This window comes from Rhodococcus sp. C1 (assembly GCF_020809065.1).
Taxonomy (GTDB): domain Bacteria; phylum Actinomycetota; class Actinomycetes; order Mycobacteriales; family Mycobacteriaceae; genus Rhodococcus_F; species Rhodococcus_F qingshengii.
On record NZ_CP078080.1, the window covers coordinates 661,592 to 679,926 of the forward strand.

Consider the following 18,335-nt stretch of genomic DNA (forward strand, 5'->3'; position numbering starts at 1 on the left):
CGCACGATGATCTATTCGCAGGCCGCGATCGGCGGCGATCCCAGTGGCTCCGACCTGGATTCGGCACCGAGCCCGCTGTGCGTCGAGTACTACAACGGCGGTCCGCTCTCGCACATGAGCGTCGAATCGATCGAACTGCTGATTGCGCTCAGCTCGCGGGTTCCGGTGATTCCGACAACCACCAGGACCATTGCGCAGTTCCAGCGGATCGATCTTCCCGGCGGACCGTGGAAGTACGCGATCACGAGCAACGGCGGAAACATCCTGGTGGACGGCGAAGCCGATCGCGACTGGCGAAACGAGATCGACCGGTCGACCCGTAAGGCCGGCGCCGAGTTGCCGCAGGTTCAGGCCGAACTGGAATCGCGGATCGACTCGAGCTGGGTCAGCTCCATTCGTGTTGCCGACGACCTGTTTCCATACCTGGTCGTCGATCTGGCCGTGATGCCGAGTGAATTCGAAACCGAATGGAATCACTGGTGCGTGACGCGGGGCTGGAATGTTTCGCGTCAAGGCCGGAAGATCTACACGATGCCCGACGCCGTGTCGAAGTCACGAGCGCTGGCAGAGGTGCGCCGCAGACTGGTCGAGTCGGGTGATCTGGATCAGTCCGCCGTCGTGATCTCGGCTGGTGACGGCGCATTGGATGCGGACATGCTCGAATACTCCGATTTCGCGATCAGGCCCAGGCACGGTGAGCTGGAAGAACTGAATTGGCAACGGCCGACCGTTACTGTGACAGAAAGGTCCGGTATCGCAGCGAGCGCGGAGATCTTGCGGTGGTTCTCTTCCGCGCTCGGGTAATACACGCTCTCTATGAAGGGGATTTAGTTGTCTGTATCGCTTGCCAAAGGGCAGAACGGCCCGCTGGACGTCTCGGATGTAGTTGTCTCGGTTCAGCTGGCTGCGGCCGCTGACCTGTCTGCACTCCTCGTGACGAGCAACGGAAAAGTTCGTTCCGACGCCGACTTCGTCTTCTTCAACCAGCCGACCGGACCCGGCGTGCAATTGGTACCCAACCCGGGTGGCATTGCCTCACTCCGAGTCTCACTCGCCGGCGTACCCGCCGATATCGAGCAGGTTCGCGCCGTCATCACGCTCGACGACGCTTCGTCGAACTTCGGGCGCACTGCTGCACCGACCGCTCGGGTCTCCGATGCGGCCGGGAACGTGTTGTACGAGTACGTGATCGACGGCCTCACCACCGAGTCCATCGTCATCGCGCTCGAGGTGTACCGACGCCAGGGTGCGTGGAAGGTGCGCGCCGTCGGCCAGGGGTACGCGGGTGGATTTGCCGCGCTGGTCACCGATCACGGTGTGTCGGTCGACGATGCGCCCGCGCCGCCGCCGCCCACTCCGGTCGCGGCTCCGGCGCCGATCACCCCGCCCTCGTCCGTCGCTCCTACACCGCCGGCGTACAACCAGCCGCCGCAGCAGCAGCCTTCGTACAACGCGCCGCCGGTTCCGCCGGCCCCGCCCGCGTACAACCAGCCGCCTGCCTACAACCAGGGACCGACGCCGCCGGCCTACCCGCCGGCGCAGCAGCCTGCGTACAACCAGCAGCCGACGTACAACCAGGCACCCCCGGCGCCTCCCGTGCAGAACCAGCCGCCGGCGCAGCAGCCCGAGGTGAGCCTGGTCAAGGGACGCCCCGTCAGCCTGACCAAGGGACAGAAGGTCACACTCCGCAAGGAGGGCGGCGTCGCGCTCACCATGATCCAGATGGGTCTGGGTTGGGATCCGATCAAGAAGAGCGGCCTGTTCGGAAGCCGTACCGCCGACGTCGACCTCGACGCTTCGGCACTCCTGTACGCCGACGGCAACCTCGTCGACGTCTGCTACTACGGTCAGTTGACGTCCAAGGACGGCTCGGTCCGTCACATGGGTGACAACCTGACCGGCGACGGAGACGGCGACGACGAGGTCATGCTCGTCGATCTGCAGCGGGTCCCGGCTCACGTGACCACCGTGATCTTCACCGTGACCTCGTACCGCGGACACACGTTCGAGCAGGTCTCCAACGCTTTCTGCCGTCTCGTGGACAGCACCACCAACTCCGAGCTCGCTCGATACACGCTCCAGGGCGGCATGGCTTTCACCGGAATGGTGATGGCAAAGGTGTACCGCGTGAACGGTGAATGGAAGCTGCAGGCCATCGGTGAAGGTATCCAGGCCAAGCACGCAGGAGAAGCTGCGCCGCAGCTGGGCCGTTTCCTCACTGCTTGAGTCGAGACTGCATAGTCGAGATGAATCCGGTTCGGCGGTAGGTGATTTCGATCGCCGTCCGTCGAACCGGACATCGTTTCCCCCTCTGTGCGTTAACCTCATGCGGCATGTCGAGCCGTCAGTCGAGCGGCCGTGCGCGAGAGGACTTGGCACAGTAGATGATCATTCGAGGGAAACTTCTCGGTCGGGCGGCGGCTGTCGCAGGCGTTGTGCTGGCGCTCGTGAGCACCGGGATCGCGCAGGCTTCGGTGCCGCAGTCGGAAACGCTGTCAGGTGTATCCGGCACCGGGATCAAGTACGTCGCCCTCGGTGACTCCCGCGCCTCCGGCCCAAGGCTGGAACCGATGTACCCCGACGCCTGTTCGCGTTCGTACGAGAACTTCGCGGGCAAGATCTCTCGGGCACTCGAGGTCGCGGAGTTCGCCGACGTCTCTTGCAGCGCGGCACGCGCCGAGAACATCATCGACACTCCACAGCTGATTCCGAACTACTGGCCTGTCCAACTCGATGCCGTTCACCCGGACACCGACCTGATCACCATCTCGATCGGCGGCAACGACTCCAACAGCATCTTCCTCGGTCCCCTGTGCGTCGCTCCGGGGCCAGGAACCGATCGTGGATGCCGGTACGACCCGCTCGCGAATTCCGTCGCCCAATCCGGAATCGACCGGGCTGCCGGAGAATTGGATCGCATCCTGACCGCGGTCACGCAGCGCGCGCCTAACGCTCGCATCTACCTGATCGGTGAGGGCGGCATGATCTCCTCTCGCGGATGCTGGCCGAACATCCCGTTCTCCGACGCCGACGCAGCCTGGTTCATGGACTATTTCGCGCGCTACAACACGAAGTTCGACGAGGTCGCCCACGCCCACGGTGTGCGCACCGTCGACATTGCGGCGGCGAGCATCGCCGGCGGGCACGACGCATGTGCGAGTGCAGATCAGCGTTGGTTCGAAGGCCTGTTCTCGGAGTCGACGGCGCAGCGCTTGCACTTCACGGACGCTGGGATGACCGCGGTGGCCGATCTAGTGGTGGCGGACGTGCAAGGCTGACCGAGAGAGCCCGGTCATGGCATAGTTCGCTGCTGTGGGTATGACTTTTGTTCCCGGACAGAACGCGCCGCTGCAGGCGCCCGTGGTGACGTTTCGAGCCGAGAGCCAGACGCCGTTCGACGTGTCGGCGCTGGTAGCGGACGCGAACCTGCGGGCATTGGCGTCCGCGGACTTCGTTTTCTACAACCAACCATCCACCGCTGGAGTGCAACTCGACCAGAGCGGCATCCGGGTGGAACTCGATCGACTTCACCCCGATGCCGCGGCCGTGTTGTGCATCGTCAGCGTGGATCCGGCAGCGACGGCCGCGGGCGCATTTCGCACGGCCGGGCTCTCCGCCACCCTGAGCGATCAATCCGGTTCGGTCCTGGCCGAATTCGCGATCCCCACCGCAGGTACCGAGACAGCGGTCATCTGCTGGGAGCTGTACCGGAAGTCCGGTTCCTGGAAGATTCGGGCCGTAGGGCAGGGCTATGCGGGTGGTCTGGCGGAACTGATCTCGGTGCACGGCGTCGAGGTCGACGACGAGCCGGCGCAACCAGCCCCGACAGCCGCGCCCGCGTGGGACTCCGCCGTGGAGCCGTTGGAGGTGGGCCGCGGCCTCGAGCGTGCGTGGATGATCTTCGAGGACGCCTCGCGTTCTGCCGCTTCCTTCGTCTCCAGCAGTGAGTACGCGCTTGCCCGTTTGGACGAGGATCTGACCGCTGCCGTCGCAGATCCGTCGTTGCGGAACTCGGCAGCGGGAGTGGCGGCGCGCGATGCCGCACAGAAGCGTCACGACGACCTCGTCTCACTCGCACGGGACAACCACGCCCGCGACAGCGCTCAGCTTGCGCACGAACTCGGTGTGATCGACGGCGTGCTCCCACGGTCGATGGCGTCGTGGAAGTCGGTGTCGTGGGCGGGTACAACCGATCCGGCCCAGATCACGGCCGTCAGCGACGGAATGCGTCTTGGCGAGCTGTCGGCTCCGGACCGCGGCACACTCACCGTTCCGTACTGCGTCCCGTTGCCATTGCGCCGGCCGATCTGGGTGGACAGCACGTCGAGCAAAGCAGCGCTCGGTCTGATCAGTGCCGTCACCGTGCGCGTCATGGCCGCCGGCCCGATGCCGCTACTCGACGTCGTCGATCTGACCGGCTCGCTCACGCCACTGACCGACCGACTGGCACCGATGCTCGCGGGGCCGGTCATCACCGCTCACACCGAGATCTCGGCGCGCTTGCGGGCACTGGCCGAGGCCGTCGACATGGGCGAACTCGCGCGAATGAGTGGTGTCGCAGATGGCCCGAGTTCCCTGCGCCTGTTGATCCTCAGCGATTTCCCGCACGGGTACTCCGCCGAAGACGCACAGACCATCATGTTCCTCGCCGAACGCGGACCGGGAATCGGTTTGTCGATACTGATTGTCGGAGAGGATGAGTCGAACTTCGCGGAAGAATCCGTCGCCGCGCTGTCCGAGGGGTGCCAACATCTTTCGGCAGCAGGGCAGACGGAGGTTCACGATCCGTGGACCCGCACGCAATGGCACTTCACCCCGGACGTGCTCGACCCGATCTCCGAGTCGCGAATTCTGGCAGTGTTCGACCGCACCTAGTGGCCGATGGCGGATTGCCGAGCGCACAGGCAGAGTGGTGGTACGACCACGCGCGGTGTGTGGCGGCAATACTCGAGGAGACTCATGGCATTCTGGGATCAGTTGAAGGCTAAGGCTCAGGAGATGAACGGCCAGCTCAAGACAAAGACCAGCCAGTTCCAGAACAAGGAATTCAAGAACGCGAGCATGGCAATGTGCGCGTTGATCGCCGCCGCAGACGGTTCGATCGATCCGTCGGAGCGTCAGAAGACCGCCGCGCTGATCATGAGCAACGAGTCGCTCGCGGTCTTCCCGCCGGACGAGCTTCGTGAGCAGTTCGACTGGTACTGCAGCAAGCTGTCCTCGGACTACGAGTTCGGCAAGGTCGAGGCAACCGCGACCATCGCCAAGCTCAAGTCGAAGCAGGATCAGGCCCGCGCGGTCATCCAGATCGGCATCATCATCGGCGGCGCGGACGGCAACTTCGACGAGCACGAGCGCGGCGTCGTACGCGACATGTGTTTTGCCGTCGGAATCTCTCCGGCAGAATTCGATCTCTGATCGATTCAGGGTATGAAAGCGGGTGCGGCGCGAAAGCGCTGCACCCGCTTTTCTTTTCAGTACTCGGGATAACCGTCCTCGGGCCCGAGCATGCGCTCGATCCTCGTCCGCGTGATCTTGGCGAGCTCGTCGACGCAGACCTTGCGCTCGACGGACCGTTCGTTGGACATGCGCTGGCCGATGTTCTCGAGCAGGTCGTCGGCGTCATGGCCGTGCGAACACCACAGATACCGGAAGCCGAAGTTTCGCTCGTACTCCTCGCCGGCGCGATAGATGGTAGCCATGACGGCGTCGTCCGGAACCCAGATCGAGCATTGCTCGAGGTGGGACGGCACGCTGTTCTTGCGCACGCCGATCGGTGGATGGCATTGCAGGGCGCGTTCGACGTCGACGTCCGAGAGGTTGAGAATCGCGTCCTCGGCTCGCGAGAGGATCTCCGCGTGATCGGCGAACGGGCGTCCGTCGCTGACCCACCCGGCCCACGTCAGCGAGCAGCAGCACTCGAACAGTGCGTGAACCGCCTTCTGTCGCGGTAGTTCGTTGAAGCGCTCCAACCCGATCGATTGATGTAGCAGCATGTGACCTCCCGGCCCGTTGTGCCTTCAGGCGCGCTCGCCATGCCGCGCGGTAACCAGATGTGCGGCCACTTCGATAATTCACTGCTTCACCTGGGAAAGGAAGGTTTGCTCACCGAGTTTTCAGGTTCTTAACGCGGCGTAACGAGCTGACCCACACAACGCAGAAGCCCCACCGGCGACAACCGGCGAGGCTCCAGACCGGGAATCTCTAGAAGGAAAAACCCGATCATGACTGACGCTATTCGCCGGCGGGCCTATATCCAGCCAAGGCGCTCGCGATCGCCATTGCCCTCGGCATCACCGCCTGGCGCATTCGTACATTGCTTCGGCCATCACCGGGACCGGTTCTACGAGCCGCACTCGAGGATGCGTGGAAGACGAGATTGCGGCCACCCACTGCTCCAGGAAACAAACGACGATCATCCACATTTCGCCACCATCGCTGCGGACGAGCGGCATCGCGCAGATTGTTGCCGACTGCCGCATAGACGCCGTGCTCGACGACCCACGATTCGAGCAGCCCCTACTAGGCGTAGTGGTGCCTGTAGCGTCCATGCCATGGGCTCCCGAAATTCCCGGCGATGGGGATATGCGCTGACGGCATTGGCGGTCATCGCGGCCGGTATCTCGGTCTTCGGCCCACAGAGCTTTCCGGGGCGAGAGCCGACATTCACCGGGGCCACAGCCTGGAACATCGATCCCGACGGCACCATCACTGAGATTACGGATTCGGACCTCGTTGCCGAAACCACGTTCGAGGACCCGCCGCCGCTCCGGGCAAGCGCAGTCGTCCGTGAGTTCCACGCCGAGGAAGGCTGGGGTGTACTCGACGCAGCCGAAATTCCCGGCGGTTGTTGGGTGTTCTACTCCGAGATTGTGGCGACTGGGTACCGCGTCCTGACTCCAGGCTAGCTAGTGGACCTTGAATATGAGGACCTTGTTGCGCAGTACGGTTCCGACGCGCACCAGGATGGCTACCGTTATCGTGCTACGTCCGTCCATCCGTGAGCCGCGCTGGTCTGGTAACGCGGATTTGGACCGCTTTAGGTGGGCGAAGTGGAATACCGGGAGTGCACCGACGGCGGACTCAGACATCCAGCATTCAAAGGTTTGCGCTCGACAAGTCCGCTGACGAAGTCAACCCGCCGGGTCGTCACTGATTCAGTGCAACAGCACAATTGAGGAAGGTTCGTTGTGGACAATTGGTGGTTGTACTGGAGCCCGTTTCCTCAGCCTGTCCGTGAGTGGCTGTGGATGATCGTGCAACAGATTTGGTCTGGCTGAGACCGTAGACCGGCGAGACTGGTCAGGAAATCGGCGGTATCTGGCTGACCAGTGATTCGTACGATCGCTCTATTGCTCTTAGGACTTCGGCCGGTTCGATGTATTGGTTCTTCTCACGCAGCGCGTATTCCAGTTCTTCGCCATCGCGAACGCTTTCAGGCACCAGCACGTGCCATTTGTACCCCCGGGGTTGCAACCGGACTCCGGCCTCCGCGAGGTAGGAGTTGACGTCGTCGTTGACCATCCGCAGGTCTTCTTCGGTGTATGGCTCGAACCAGACTTCCTCGGGTTCCCTGCTCGGGTCACCGCGAGTAACCCGTACGGGCGGGTGCGCGGATGCCGGATGCGGTGTCCTGTAGCACCTGCTTGGCCCCGCAACCCACGCGGTCAGCGCTCCGTGTCCATTCGAAATGACGCTGACGTAGCGACCCACAGGCAGGGCACTGGGCACCTGACCGTCGACCTCGGACAATGGATACTCGCTCCAGTACTGCGCCATGTCGTCCATTATCGTGCGCAAGCTGTGATTTCGGCATTAAGGGAGCAGACGCAGCAAGGTGCAACGGATGCAATTGTTCTCTGCCAGAGTTGAATTCCCTAAGGAAATGCCGTTCACGTTGCATGGTAGTTTTCGTCGATGGATTCCGTCTCCTTGGTCCGCGTGACCGAAGCACTGAACGCTGCATGGGGACCCGATACGTGCGCTCCAGAAGACATCGGGGATTGGTCGGAGGAGAATCCCGCGCGCGGGCAATGTGCGACTACTGCGGTGGTGGTGCACGACTATTTCGGTTGTGACCTGGTTCGCGGCGAGGTGCACGTTCGAGGTGAACGAGTGGACTTTCACTGGTGGAACCGGTTACCGGACGGGTCGGCGATTGATCTCACGCGTGAACAATTTTCGGTGCAGGAGAGCGTGATCGGTGGTGTCTATGTTCCGCGTCCGACGGGTTGGACGCGGCTCGATTATGAATACTCACTCCTCTCAGGCCGAGTCGCCGAACACTTGAAGCGCTCACCCACAACATTTTTGGCGTCACAGGGTTGAACCTCACTGCACCAGATCGTCCGCGCGATGTCCTTGTGGATCGGCGATGGCGGTGCGCTTGGTTGGTCATGCCTCTTCGTGCGCATTCGAGCCCGAAGACACCCATCAATCGTGCACCGTGCCACATCAATGCCCTCACTACGCATTTCCAGCCACACCTTGTGTGCACCGTAGACCGAATAATTCTCGGTATGCACACGGCTGACCTCGGCTTGAAGTTCTTCGTCGCGCACAGTCCGCTGGCCCCTCGACTGCAGGAGCGGCACCCGAAGATGGTCGAACCGGTGTACCGGCACCCTCGGTTCGCGCAGAATGGTAGTCGGCGTACACGCGGATGAATCCGGGGAGCGGTGCAATGATCCGACGACGGCTCGGCCAAGTATTGATGGTGATCGCGCTCGCCTTCGCGGCCGTCTCGACCGCGCCCGTCCACGCGCAGGAACCGGCGCCAATCACGACGCCGGGCACAGTGACCGCGGCAACTTCCCTGCCGCACTCCTTCTGGATTCCCGGCGCCGCCAACGCATCAAAGCTCACGTACTGGTCCACGGGACCGCTGGACCGGCCCGCTTTGAGTACGGGCGCGCTCTTCCTGCCCCCCGGCGATCCACCCGAAGGCGGTTGGCCGGTCATCTCGTGGGCTCACGGCACTGTAGGTATTTCCGACCAGTGCGCTCCCACCGTGACCGGGACCGTCGGCAGTCCATACCTCACGAACTGGCTCTCGCAGGGCTACGCGATCGTCGCGACCGACTACGTGGGGCTCGGCACGCCGGGAATCCACGCGTACCTGGACGGACCGTCGGCGGCGCACAGCGTGATCGACATGGTGCGTGCCGCGCGTGCGGTCGAACCGTTGCTCTCACCGCGGTGGTTGGCACTCGGACAGTCTCAGGGCGGGCAGGCCGCTATGGTCACGGCAGCGATCGCCACACGGTACGCACCCGAATTGGACTACCGGGGCGCGGTCGCGACCGGGGCGCCGTCCAATCTGGAGAACCTTGCACCACTCGTGGGGCCGGACTTTCCCCGCTTGCCACTGACCGGCAGTACCGTGTTCGTCTCGTACCTCTTGGCCGGACTCCGGGCGGCGCGACCCGATCTCGACATCGATCGCTACCTGACACCACGCGGCACGGATGCCCTGGCCCGAGCCGAAACCGACTGCTACCAGGACATGGCATCGGGCCTCGGCGACGTCACGATCGGCGATCTGGTGAACCGGCCCCTCGACGATCCCGCGGTGCTGGCTGCTGCTCGCGCCATGCTGGAGATCCCGACGACCGGGTACGACCGGCCAGTGTTCCTCGGACAGGGGCTGACGGACGAGATGGTGCCGGCACCGCTGGCTTTGAAACTCGCGGCCGAACTCGCCGCCAACCGCCAGCCAGTTACATTCCGCACATATCCGAACGGTCATATCGAGACGATGCGGGCAGCGCTCCCCGAAAGCCTCTCCTTCGTCCGGAATCTCTTCCAGCCGTAGGTGAATCATGCGTTTCGTGAGAGCCTGTCCGACCCACTTTTCATCTTCTCAGCACCGTCAGGAGTGCGCGGCTGACCGAGGATCTGCCGAAGCCGAGCGTTGCAGCTATGGCGTCGAGGCTCTTGCCCCCGCCGCAGGTTGGACCGTCACCGAACATCGGGAGCGAGGCGCGTCAATAACCATAGACCTCAACATCGCATGTCCTGGGGGCCGCGGATCTAGACACGTACAGCGTCCAGGCGATCGACTTCGACGTTTCGGATCGCTTGGGGCCACAGTGCGATGCGACCAGGCGAACCGACTTTGGCCGTTCTGCTGAAATATTCTTCCTGGCAACAAAATTCGACTGAAGCTGGTCAGGAGATGACCTCGATCGCTAGTCCTCGTCCTCGTACTCCGGTTCGGGCTCATCCGCCCATGCCTGATATCCCGGACTCTTCAGATGCAGGTGGATCGCACTGACACCCAGGTTCAGTGTGATGACCGCTTTCGGCAGATCCCACCGGATAGTTGCCTCAGGTTCGGCGCTCGTGGCTGTCCCCAGGAGTGCAGTTAGTGCCACATCGAGGTTCGTGAATCCTTCGACCAGCAACGGACGCACCACGGTCATGGGCGTAGCATCATCTGCCACGTCCGTGACTAAGATCGAGATCGAATCCATTCTATGTTGCCGCCCGAACATGTTCGCCGTCGGCCGGCTGACATGAAAGTTCGTCCGAATCGAGCCGCCAGCATGCCTGAGTTCGACGAGCTCCCATCCAGCCTGTGCGCAGAATGGTTCCAGGTCGTCGACGGCCCAGTCCAGTCGAATTCTGCGGCGAGGCGGGCGATCCGGGTGGCGCCCTCGATGTCGACGTGCATGCGTGGATGCTATCTGCGAGTGTCAACATGACCTGCACCTGGAACGGACGCTCCTAGGAATTACACGCTGTCAGAGAACTCGGCCGCCGCGGAGGTAAACCTGCGCTGAACGCCGAGGTCAGAGATCCCGCGCCGAGTGTCGCAGCGGCGAGAACGCCAGTGTGCCTGCCGCGATTGCGAACACGATGGTGACGCCGATCAGGGTGGGGCGTTCGCCGATCGCGCCGACCAACAGTCCTGCTGTCACGGCACCGAGGGCGGCCATGGTGCGGTTGACGGAACGCCGGGCGGCATTCACGCGCCCGAGAAGCTCATCCGGAGTGAGCGCTTGCCAATAGCCCATCTCGTTCGCGTTCTCCGCGCCTGCCGCCAAGCCCTGCAGGCCAAGAGCTGCGAAGAGCAGGAGATGGCCAACAATTGTGTCGGTCGCGAAGGTAACGAGAAGCCAGGTGAGGGGATACAGCGAGCGGGAGAGGATGACCGTTCGTCCTGGTCCGATTCGAGTGCCGATCGCATGTGCACTGGACGCTCCGAGGAGGCTTGCGACACCGAACGTCGTCAGAAGCAGGCCGTATGTGTAGGCGCTGAACCCGAGTGAGCGGAGGGCGAAGAGAGACAGCACAGTCAACGCGGCTCCGTTGGCGAGGAACCACACGTGTGTCGATATTGCGAGCGGGTTGAGAGTGCGGTGGCGGTAGGTGAATCTCAGACCCTCACGCACTTCGTTCATCAGGTTGCGGGAGCGAGAAGCGGGTCGCGGCTCGTCTACGTCGAGACCGTAATTGAGTGCGGCATCAGCGAGATAGCTGATTGCGTCGACGGCAATCACCACGGGAGCGCCGAGCAGGCCTACGAGTGCGCCCCCGACCGTTGGCCCCAATGTCGTTGCTGCTGCGTCGGCTTGGTCGAGTCGAGCGTTTGCTTTCACCAGTTGGCTGCGTGGAACCAGCCGGGGTAACAAGGACTGCATCGCAGCGAAGCCGAACACCGAGAAGGAGCCGAACAACAGCAACGCGATGACCAGGACCCAGATGTGCAGAAGGCCGGCGAGCCACAGAAGCGGAACAGTGCCGAGTGCTACCGCTCGACCGACGCTGGCCCACACTAGGATTGGCTTGCGCCGCCACCGATCGACGTAAACCCCCGCGAACAACCCGAGCACCGCATAAGGAATCAACTGAGCCGCGTTCACCATACCGACTTCGAAGGGCGTCGCGTCTAGAAGCTGCACTACCAAAATGGGCATCGCCACCGCTGTCACCGACGAGCCGGCCGAACTGATCACCGCGGCCGTGAGGAAGCGGCGAAATGATGAACGATTGACGGCCGGAGAAACCTCACTCATCGCTTCTACTCACGATGCCGCCACATGTCCGACTCCGCAGGTCCGTCCCATGAAGGGAACTGTAGTCGAGCACGCCCGATATGGTGCTGAGCCCGGGACGGTTGTTTGGCATTGCGAAGTTGACAGAAGTGCTCGACATGGCGACAGGGGGGCGACTCTACCGATTCGAGGGAAGGCATCACCATGATCGAAACAGGCTCTCCCACACGCATTTTCGTGATACCCCGCACTGAAGAACGCGACGGGTACGAGAATGAGTGCTTCACCCATTACGTCCAAGGCATGTTCCACCGCTGGATGTCAGGGCGCCACAGGATCTTCGGCCCTTTTCCTCGCACGCCAAGCCGTCGCCAGCGGCACCGTCGAATGCGCATTGGCTGTCGGCTTCGAGCAGATGAAACCCGGCGCACTCAAGCGGGTCTGGGACGACCGCCCAGCGCCGACGTTCCGTTTCGACGATCTGATGACCGAGATCCAAGGCGTCCACGACGCGCCGCGCACAGCCCAGATGTTCTATCGGAACCATGTCGACAATGCGGTGGCAAGACCGTCCTCGGTGCCTGGTGGGCAGATCTGGTCGGCTGCGGCAAGCACGGAAGCGGGTGCGTGACCCATGGCCACTCCGTGAGCTGCCCAGTCCAGCATTTCCAGATCGTTGATGCCGTCACCGACGGCTAGGGTCCGTGTTGCGGCGACGCCCAGCTCGATGCGCAGCCTTTCCAGCATCGCAGCCTTGCTTACGCCGGCTGCGGTCAAGTCGGCCAGTGGTTCGTCTTCGTAGCACAGGCTTCGAATGCCGGGGAGGTCGAGAGTAGACAAGATTTCGGTCAGCTCCTGCCCACTGCGTCCAGGCCAGTGGATCGCTAGTCGGGTGGTCGGCGTGGTCGCAAGTTCGTCGATATCGACCAGCTCGACCTCGCCGTGGTGCATATCCGCGTCGTCGACAGGGCCGGTTGCTCTGACCCCGATGCCCGGGTTCTCGGCTACGAAGATCGCGCCGGGTAGTTGTTCGCGTAGTGCCGCGATGGGAGTGCGTAAATCGAAGACCACTTGCTCCGCGATTTTCCCGGTTGCGGCATCGATCAGCACGGCCCCGTTGGAACAGATCGCGAACCCCGTCATGATGTCGAGCTCGAGTAGGAACGGTCGTGTGGCGGGGGCGAGTCTGCCGGTGCACAGCACGACGTGGGCTCCGGATCGAACAGCTGCCCGCACAGCCGATCTCACTGCGATGCTGATCGTTTCGTGCGCGAGCGGATTCGTGTCCTCCGCGACGTGCAGGGTGCCGTCAATGTCGAGGGCAATCATCATCGGGTGGCCGGATTCGAAAACCAAGGGTCATCCTTCGATAGTGTCAACTCGACAAAATTCATCGGTAGACCGTGTGTAGGTCGGTTCGGGTGCAACATACTCGAATCGGTATTCGTCGCCCAAACAGAAGCGGTGTCCGCCACGTTATCGGCACCGTCCACACACTCGGCGGGCGCGGCATCGCATTCCGCTCCCTCACAGAAGGATTCGACACCACCGAGGACGGACGGTGGTTCCTGAGCTGCAGTCACCGGATCACGCGAGGCCGCCCGAGGCCATGAAATTCCCGAATCAGAATTGTCAGACCTGTTTAATGAACTCCCCACAAGGTGAGACGGGTTTCTCGGACACGCTGTCGATTCGACAACTGTTGAAATCGATTTCGCTCCGGAACCGTTTTCTGTCGGCGGACGAGGGTTAGCTGGTGGTCTGCACTCATTTCTCAGTCACATACGGGAACATGTCTCATCCTCTGGTGCCTCAGAAACAGCCTTGGTCTCAACAGTTCACGGCCGATTCTGAGACTGACAGCGAAAGCCGAGACCGCAGTCGGCGAACCAAAGAGGGCTTTCCACTCCGGTTGAAGGGTCCCTGGCTGGTATGCCTCGTATGGCCCGCGAGATGGCCTGCAACAAGACGGTTTCCGGCGGATTGAGCCGCTACTGTGCAAAGAGTCGGAAACGGTCGTCGCGAATGGCCGCTGCCACTTGTTGGGCACTCTGTTCTTCCTCGTCGCCCGACGTGTCCAGTACATGATCATCGAGCTCGCCGAGGTCGGAGAACTGATCCCACATCGAGAGGATTGGCCCCTCGTCGATCAAGGCGCTTGGCGCGGTTCGGGCTTGGGCTCGCTTCAGCGTGATGTCGCGCTGCGGCCGGAGCACGATGTAGTGGACCGCCAAGTTCGGGTGCTGTGTCGCGTGTGTTCGGAAGTGGGGGAGCATCCACGGCCCGATGATTCCGTCGATCACCGTGGTGAAGTCGCCGCGAGCATAGGTATAGGCGGCGCCGGCGATCACATCCATGACAGTCTGGTTCTGCGCATCGGACGTGGGCTCGTACGGAGGTATCGCGCCCGAAACGATGCAGTGCCAGAAGTCGTCTGTGTGCAGATGAACGCCTTTGCTGTAACCGCGGGCAAGTTTCGCGGCGAGGGTCGACTTCCCTGCCCCTGGTGGGCCGGTCAGAATGATCACTTGTGCGCTCACGCACCACAACCTATCCCTATCTCGACGGCTGAAGCACCCGATTTTCCCGGCCTAGGTCCAGTATTCTCGCCGAACGTCGCGGCGATGTCGTGCGAAGCGTCGCCGCCGTCGTGCTCGCGGTTTGGCCGCGAACATTTCGGTCCCGAAATCGCACTCCGAGTTGGCCCGCTGGCAATTCGCCGCCCTGCACCCGGATCGTGCGTTCTCGTGCGGGTAGTGCAAGCAGGGTGGGGCGGAGGTTTCGTGGTTGTCGACGCCGTCGAAGTCTCCTATGGCATCTCAGATGGAGATACGTCCAACCCTGGGTCAGCTTCGCCGGAAAGTCGAGTATGGTCCGGTCATGGGCCGACTCACAGAACTACTCAAGTCCGTAAAATCACTCGGATCACGCAAAGACACCGCCGCCAAGCAGGAAAAACGCGCACTGGATCGGTGGGAAAACGAAGGCGGCCCTGTCGCAGAGGATCCACGACAACGCTGACCCCGGACGAGTGCCAGCGCGCCTGGACCGATCAACCCAGCCAGAATTGGCCGCAACTACCTGATCGGCGCCGGCAGTGCAGACCTCGACGCACACGGAAGTACAACAGACGTTTTCGATGGCTGAGTTCGGTTGCACTACGTCGGGGGCAGTGACGAATCCCCGTGGTGACCGGTGGCTATGACGACCACCTGAACAACAGCGTCTTCAGGCATCTCGGGGTAGTAGTTGACCCGGAGTTGTCTTGCGAAATTCGTCATGTCGGTGCCGGGTGGCTGGCGGGCTGCTAGCGGCGACAGATGAGCGAGATCGTACGTTTCTACAGCGGTGACCTGTCCTGAAAGGGGGCGGGCGGTCGGGTGATTTATCGAAGATGAAAATTGCCGGCCCTTCGTGAATGTCTTCGCGCCAGCGGACGGTGGAAACTTTCGCGCCAGAAACCACTGCCGTGTAATGCTTCTGATGAAAGTGCACGGTTTGAGCAGGAGCGCAGGTCGTCATGTTCGCATTGTCCACTAAGCACGGCCAGCACCAAGGCGGTCCTACCCTCGATGGCGGCGGCCGAAAGCGTGGCCTTCGCGCGGGGTGACCGAATCCGACTTCATCACGGTTGCAGGGTTGATCCTGGCCACGGTGACGATTGCCAGAGTCCGGCGCGGCCGGCGATCGAGTATCGAATCCTGAGCTGGTACCTCGCTCGTCAGATGTAGTACTGCAGATGGATGTGCAGTCGAGTACCTGCTGATTGACTCTCTCCCGGAAGGGAGTCGTCAATGAGCACGTCCGTCAACCGAAGCCGCTGGTCGATCGTTGCGTTGTCATGCGCCGGAGCGGCATTGGTGGCCGCGTTCGTTTTGGGCCCGGCCGCGTTGTTACGCGGACGCTATCCGCAGTTCCAAGATCAATCCGTCATTAGTGTGCTGCTCGGCCGCGGCTTGGTCGACTACTGGGGTAGCGGAGTCCGCACCTATCCTCCCGGCTTGGCGGAGATGGTGGACTACTGGTTCGAGTGGCACGCGATCAAGATCGTCATCTCGGTGCTGCTGACCGCGGTTCTGGGTCTGCTCGCGGCGACTCTGTGGCGGCGATCTCTGACGGCCGGCGTAGGTTGCGTGGTCGCGGCGGCCACTACGACTGTGCTGTCATTGTTTTCGGTGTTTGTGGCTGTGCTCAACATCCAGTCGACGGTCGCACCCGTAGTCGCGCTGCTTCCGATGCTCTCCGCTGACAACGCGGACGGGCAGACAGCGCAGTCTCTGATCGAGAACGGTGTGCAGAGCGGAGACTCCAGGCCGCCACTGCTCGAGTTGCTCACACAGGTTGAGCACTACAACTGGGCGGCGATTGTCGCTACCGCCGTGGTGATCGCTGTAGTCGCAACCGGAACCGTCATCGCCTTCCGACGCTACAGGTCGTCGGACACGATCAACGGTGCCCACCGTCGGATGTTCGTCGCCCTCGGATCGCTCGGTGCTGTGATGACCATTGCGATGGCGCTGCTGTTCGTTGCGGCCGTTGTTGCCGTCGTCGATCCAGGAGAAGCTCTGCTCGGCGTGGTCGGCCTGTGACTCTATTGCCGGACCAAGATGAAGGGCGACGGCGTATCCATGACCGAATCGCGGAAGTGCTGAACGTCGCTCGCAGTACGTTGTACCGAAACCTGCAGTAGCAAAAGTGAATTCGCTATGTCATTGGAAATGTTGCGTCTTCGCCGGCACTGATGTCGCCGGTTCGGCCTCGATGGATGTGCTTCCTACAATTCGATGGGGCGATTCGGGTGTGGGCCTGTGGTTGGCGCGCTGATATCTGTGCGCCATTGCCTCGACCGCGGTGAGTGGGTAACGCAGCTGTCTGTCGAAGTGGGAGAGGGGCAGCTGCGTCGCGGGTTGCAGATCGTCAAGCCGCGGCCCTCGACGGCTCGTTGCGGTAACGCGAGAGCCGGCCGTCGGTTCCGGTAAGCCGCCAGGACCAGAGGGTGAGCCGGGTGCGCATTCCGTTGGCGTCGGCGAGGCTCCGGACGTCTGCGCAGGACTCTGCAAGGAGTCGCCGGAAATCGGGGTTGCGCATCGAATAGGTCTCGCGCAGAACATTGCGGGGGATACCCAGCAACGTCGCGTCCTGCCGGCTCGGGACGACGATGGACCAAAACCCTATGCGCATGACTACAGGCGTGGTGAGGCCGAGTGCGAGGCGGTTGAATCGGCTCATGCGCGGAGCGTGATGGCGCAACCATGCATGGGCGAACCCGATGTGACGTGCTTCCTCGGCGAGATGGATCTGCATGATGCGGTCGGTGAGCGGGTGAATGCCACCGCCGCGCATGATGCTCTTCTGGATGTGGTCGATCGGCTCCTCTCCAGCGAGGATGATCTGAAAGAAGAAACTGGGCCACAGCGATCCCAGCGAACCGACCAGGGGGAAGGCCTTGACAAGCCACGTTGGGGCACCGTGGACCTCCGGAGCCACCCGGTTGGTGAACTCCTGAAACATCTGGATGTGGTGCGTCTCTTCGGTGAGTTCGTGCATGAAGTAGCGGAATTCGGGGTTCTCGTTCGCCAGGCCCATCAAGAACTGGGTACCGCCGAGAAGGAGCAGTTGCTCGAACTGGGAGCCGGTCTTTGTTATAGATGCGAGCCGAATCCGGGCAACCCGCCGTTGTTCCTGGGGTGAGAGCGCGCGGTACCAGTCGGTGTGGGACAAGGGGTCGACCGCGGGGAGTGTCCATCTTGGGTCGTCCGCGGGGGCGGCGAACTCGGGCGAATTCCAGGCGATGTCTTTGAACGCCTCGAAGTGGAGCCCTGTCGAGGATGCCTCGGACAGTGTGCGCAGAGTGTCGTGGTAATCGCGATGTTCGTTGACGGTATTGCGCCCCGGAGTTAACCGGACAGATGGCGCGTTACGCCGCGTGCGACGAGGTGTTAGGAACTGCATTTCGGGCTCCTTTGTGGCATCTATCTCAGACGTGCCCACAGTAAACTAAGTGTGACTACGCGTCCACAGTAACTGTATGAGTCTGCACGTCCACGGGTAAGTCCGGAAGGGCGAAAAGGACGCTCAATATCGCACCATGCACGCAGCTCTCGGCATTTGATGGTGGTGTGGGTCCTGCTGTCGAGACGAGGGTGCTGGACGTAGCCGACGGTGGCACGTTGGGCCGTTGTGTGCATCCGCCCACCTCTACGGTGGGATGGGCCCAGGACGAAGTTCTCGCGATCTCGTCGTGGTCGGTGTCCCCGCGTGGTCGGGTCGGAGCTCACCTCGTCGAACGTGTGTCCCTGCACCGCGACGACATCCGAGCAGGCGCAGACAGTTGATCAT

General features: G+C 62.3%; 17 protein-coding genes and 1 pseudogene. 10 read left to right on the forward strand and 8 right to left on the reverse strand.

The genetic code is table 11. The features are described 5' to 3' along the window. Positions 1 to 6 precede the first annotated feature (6 nt). The 5 genes from KTR60_RS03015 (at position 7) to KTR60_RS03035 (ending at position 5,415) form a co-directional block, all read left to right on the forward strand. A complete protein-coding gene (locus KTR60_RS03015; RefSeq protein WP_054826428.1) occupies positions 7 to 804 on the forward strand; it encodes a hypothetical protein in 798 nt (265 codons plus the stop codon). 27 nt (positions 805 to 831) lie between these two features. After that, complete coding sequence (locus KTR60_RS03020) at positions 832 to 2,226, forward strand: TerD family protein (RefSeq protein ID WP_039972770.1); 1,395 nt, start codon at positions 832 to 834, stop codon at positions 2,224 to 2,226. Positions 2,227 to 2,384: 158 nt separating this feature from the next. Continuing rightward, on the forward strand, positions 2,385 to 3,278 hold the full coding sequence (locus KTR60_RS03025) for an SGNH/GDSL hydrolase family protein (RefSeq protein ID WP_003941085.1): 894 nt from the start codon (positions 2,385 to 2,387) through the stop codon (positions 3,276 to 3,278). A gap of 40 nt (positions 3,279 to 3,318) precedes the next feature. After that, positions 3,319 to 4,875: a TerD family protein gene (locus tag KTR60_RS03030; protein WP_228401792.1), complete on the forward strand. Its 1,557-nt coding sequence runs from the start codon at positions 3,319 to 3,321 to the stop codon at positions 4,873 to 4,875. Positions 4,876 to 4,959: 84 nt separating this feature from the next. Further along, on the forward strand, positions 4,960 to 5,415 hold the full coding sequence (locus KTR60_RS03035; RefSeq protein ID WP_003941110.1) for a tellurite resistance TerB family protein: 456 nt from the start codon (positions 4,960 to 4,962) through the stop codon (positions 5,413 to 5,415). Between the two features lie 56 nt (positions 5,416 to 5,471). Here KTR60_RS03035 and KTR60_RS03040 read toward each other — a convergent pair whose 3' ends face one another. Continuing rightward, positions 5,472 to 5,993 (reverse strand): 2-oxo-4-hydroxy-4-carboxy-5-ureidoimidazoline decarboxylase, encoded by a 522-nt coding sequence (locus KTR60_RS03040; RefSeq protein ID WP_054826198.1) that lies wholly within the window; start codon positions 5,991 to 5,993, stop codon positions 5,472 to 5,474. A 558-nt stretch (positions 5,994 to 6,551) separates the two neighbouring features. Here KTR60_RS03040 and KTR60_RS03045 point away from each other — a divergent pair. Further along, on the forward strand, positions 6,552 to 6,905 hold the full coding sequence (locus tag KTR60_RS03045) for a hypothetical protein (RefSeq protein ID WP_228401795.1): 354 nt from the start codon (positions 6,552 to 6,554) through the stop codon (positions 6,903 to 6,905). Between the two features lie 394 nt (positions 6,906 to 7,299). Here the strand turns inward: KTR60_RS03045 and KTR60_RS03050 are convergent, their stop codons facing one another. Together KTR60_RS03050 and KTR60_RS29275 are read right to left on the reverse strand one after the other, a co-directional pair. Continuing rightward, a complete protein-coding gene (locus KTR60_RS03050; RefSeq protein WP_228401797.1) occupies positions 7,300 to 7,776 on the reverse strand; it encodes a DUF5956 family protein in 477 nt (158 codons plus the stop codon). A 467-nt stretch (positions 7,777 to 8,243) separates the two neighbouring features. Next, on the reverse strand, positions 8,244 to 8,621 hold the full coding sequence (locus KTR60_RS29275; RefSeq protein ID WP_416309252.1) for an IS3 family transposase: 378 nt from the start codon (positions 8,619 to 8,621) through the stop codon (positions 8,244 to 8,246). 59 nt (positions 8,622 to 8,680) lie between these two features. Here KTR60_RS29275 and KTR60_RS03055 point away from each other — a divergent pair, with 59 nt between their 5' ends. After that, positions 8,681 to 9,811, forward strand: coding sequence for a lipase family protein (locus KTR60_RS03055; RefSeq protein ID WP_228401800.1), 1,131 nt, complete (start codon positions 8,681 to 8,683; stop codon positions 9,809 to 9,811). 376 nt (positions 9,812 to 10,187) lie between these two features. On the opposite strand, the gene KTR60_RS03060 is transcribed toward KTR60_RS03055, so the two are convergent. Together KTR60_RS03060 and KTR60_RS03065 are read right to left on the reverse strand one after the other, a co-directional pair. Continuing rightward, positions 10,188 to 10,685, reverse strand: coding sequence for a DUF6301 family protein (locus KTR60_RS03060; protein WP_323374421.1), 498 nt, complete (start codon positions 10,683 to 10,685; stop codon positions 10,188 to 10,190). A gap of 105 nt (positions 10,686 to 10,790) precedes the next feature. Continuing rightward, positions 10,791 to 12,017 carry an MFS transporter gene (locus KTR60_RS03065; RefSeq protein ID WP_228401802.1) on the reverse strand — a complete coding sequence of 409 codons (1,227 nt, stop codon included), beginning with the start codon at positions 12,015 to 12,017 and terminating at the stop codon, positions 10,791 to 10,793. 307 nt (positions 12,018 to 12,324) lie between these two features. On the opposite strand from KTR60_RS03065, the pseudogene KTR60_RS03070 reads away from it, so the two are divergent. After that, positions 12,325 to 12,531: pseudogene (locus KTR60_RS03070) on the forward strand (lipid-transfer protein); the annotation flags it as partial. Here the strand turns inward: KTR60_RS03070 and KTR60_RS03075 are convergent. Both KTR60_RS03075 and KTR60_RS03080 read right to left on the reverse strand, forming a co-directional pair. Beyond that, complete coding sequence (locus KTR60_RS03075; protein ID WP_141751457.1) at positions 12,531 to 13,352, reverse strand: HAD-IIB family hydrolase; 822 nt, start codon at positions 13,350 to 13,352, stop codon at positions 12,531 to 12,533. The pseudogene KTR60_RS03070 and the gene KTR60_RS03075 sit on opposite strands and share 1 nt — an antisense overlap. 635 nt (positions 13,353 to 13,987) lie before the next feature. Beyond that, entirely contained in the window at positions 13,988 to 14,536 is a 549-nt protein-coding gene (locus tag KTR60_RS03080; RefSeq protein WP_021333803.1) for an AAA family ATPase, read from the reverse strand. 1,254 nt (positions 14,537 to 15,790) lie between these two features. Here KTR60_RS03080 and KTR60_RS03085 point away from each other — a divergent pair. Beyond that, positions 15,791 to 16,585, forward strand: coding sequence for a hypothetical protein (locus tag KTR60_RS03085; protein WP_228401805.1), 795 nt, complete (start codon positions 15,791 to 15,793; stop codon positions 16,583 to 16,585). A gap of 328 nt (positions 16,586 to 16,913) precedes the next feature. Here the strand turns inward: KTR60_RS03085 and KTR60_RS03090 are convergent, their stop codons facing one another. Beyond that, positions 16,914 to 17,948, reverse strand: a complete 1,035-nt coding sequence (locus tag KTR60_RS03090) for an AurF N-oxygenase family protein (protein WP_064113761.1) — start codon at positions 17,946 to 17,948, stop codon at positions 16,914 to 16,916. Between the two features lie 167 nt (positions 17,949 to 18,115). Here KTR60_RS03090 and KTR60_RS03095 point away from each other — a divergent pair, with 167 nt between their 5' ends. Continuing rightward, entirely contained in the window at positions 18,116 to 18,331 is a 216-nt protein-coding gene (locus KTR60_RS03095; RefSeq protein WP_228401806.1) for a hypothetical protein, read from the forward strand. Positions 18,332 to 18,335: the final 4 nt, after the last annotated feature.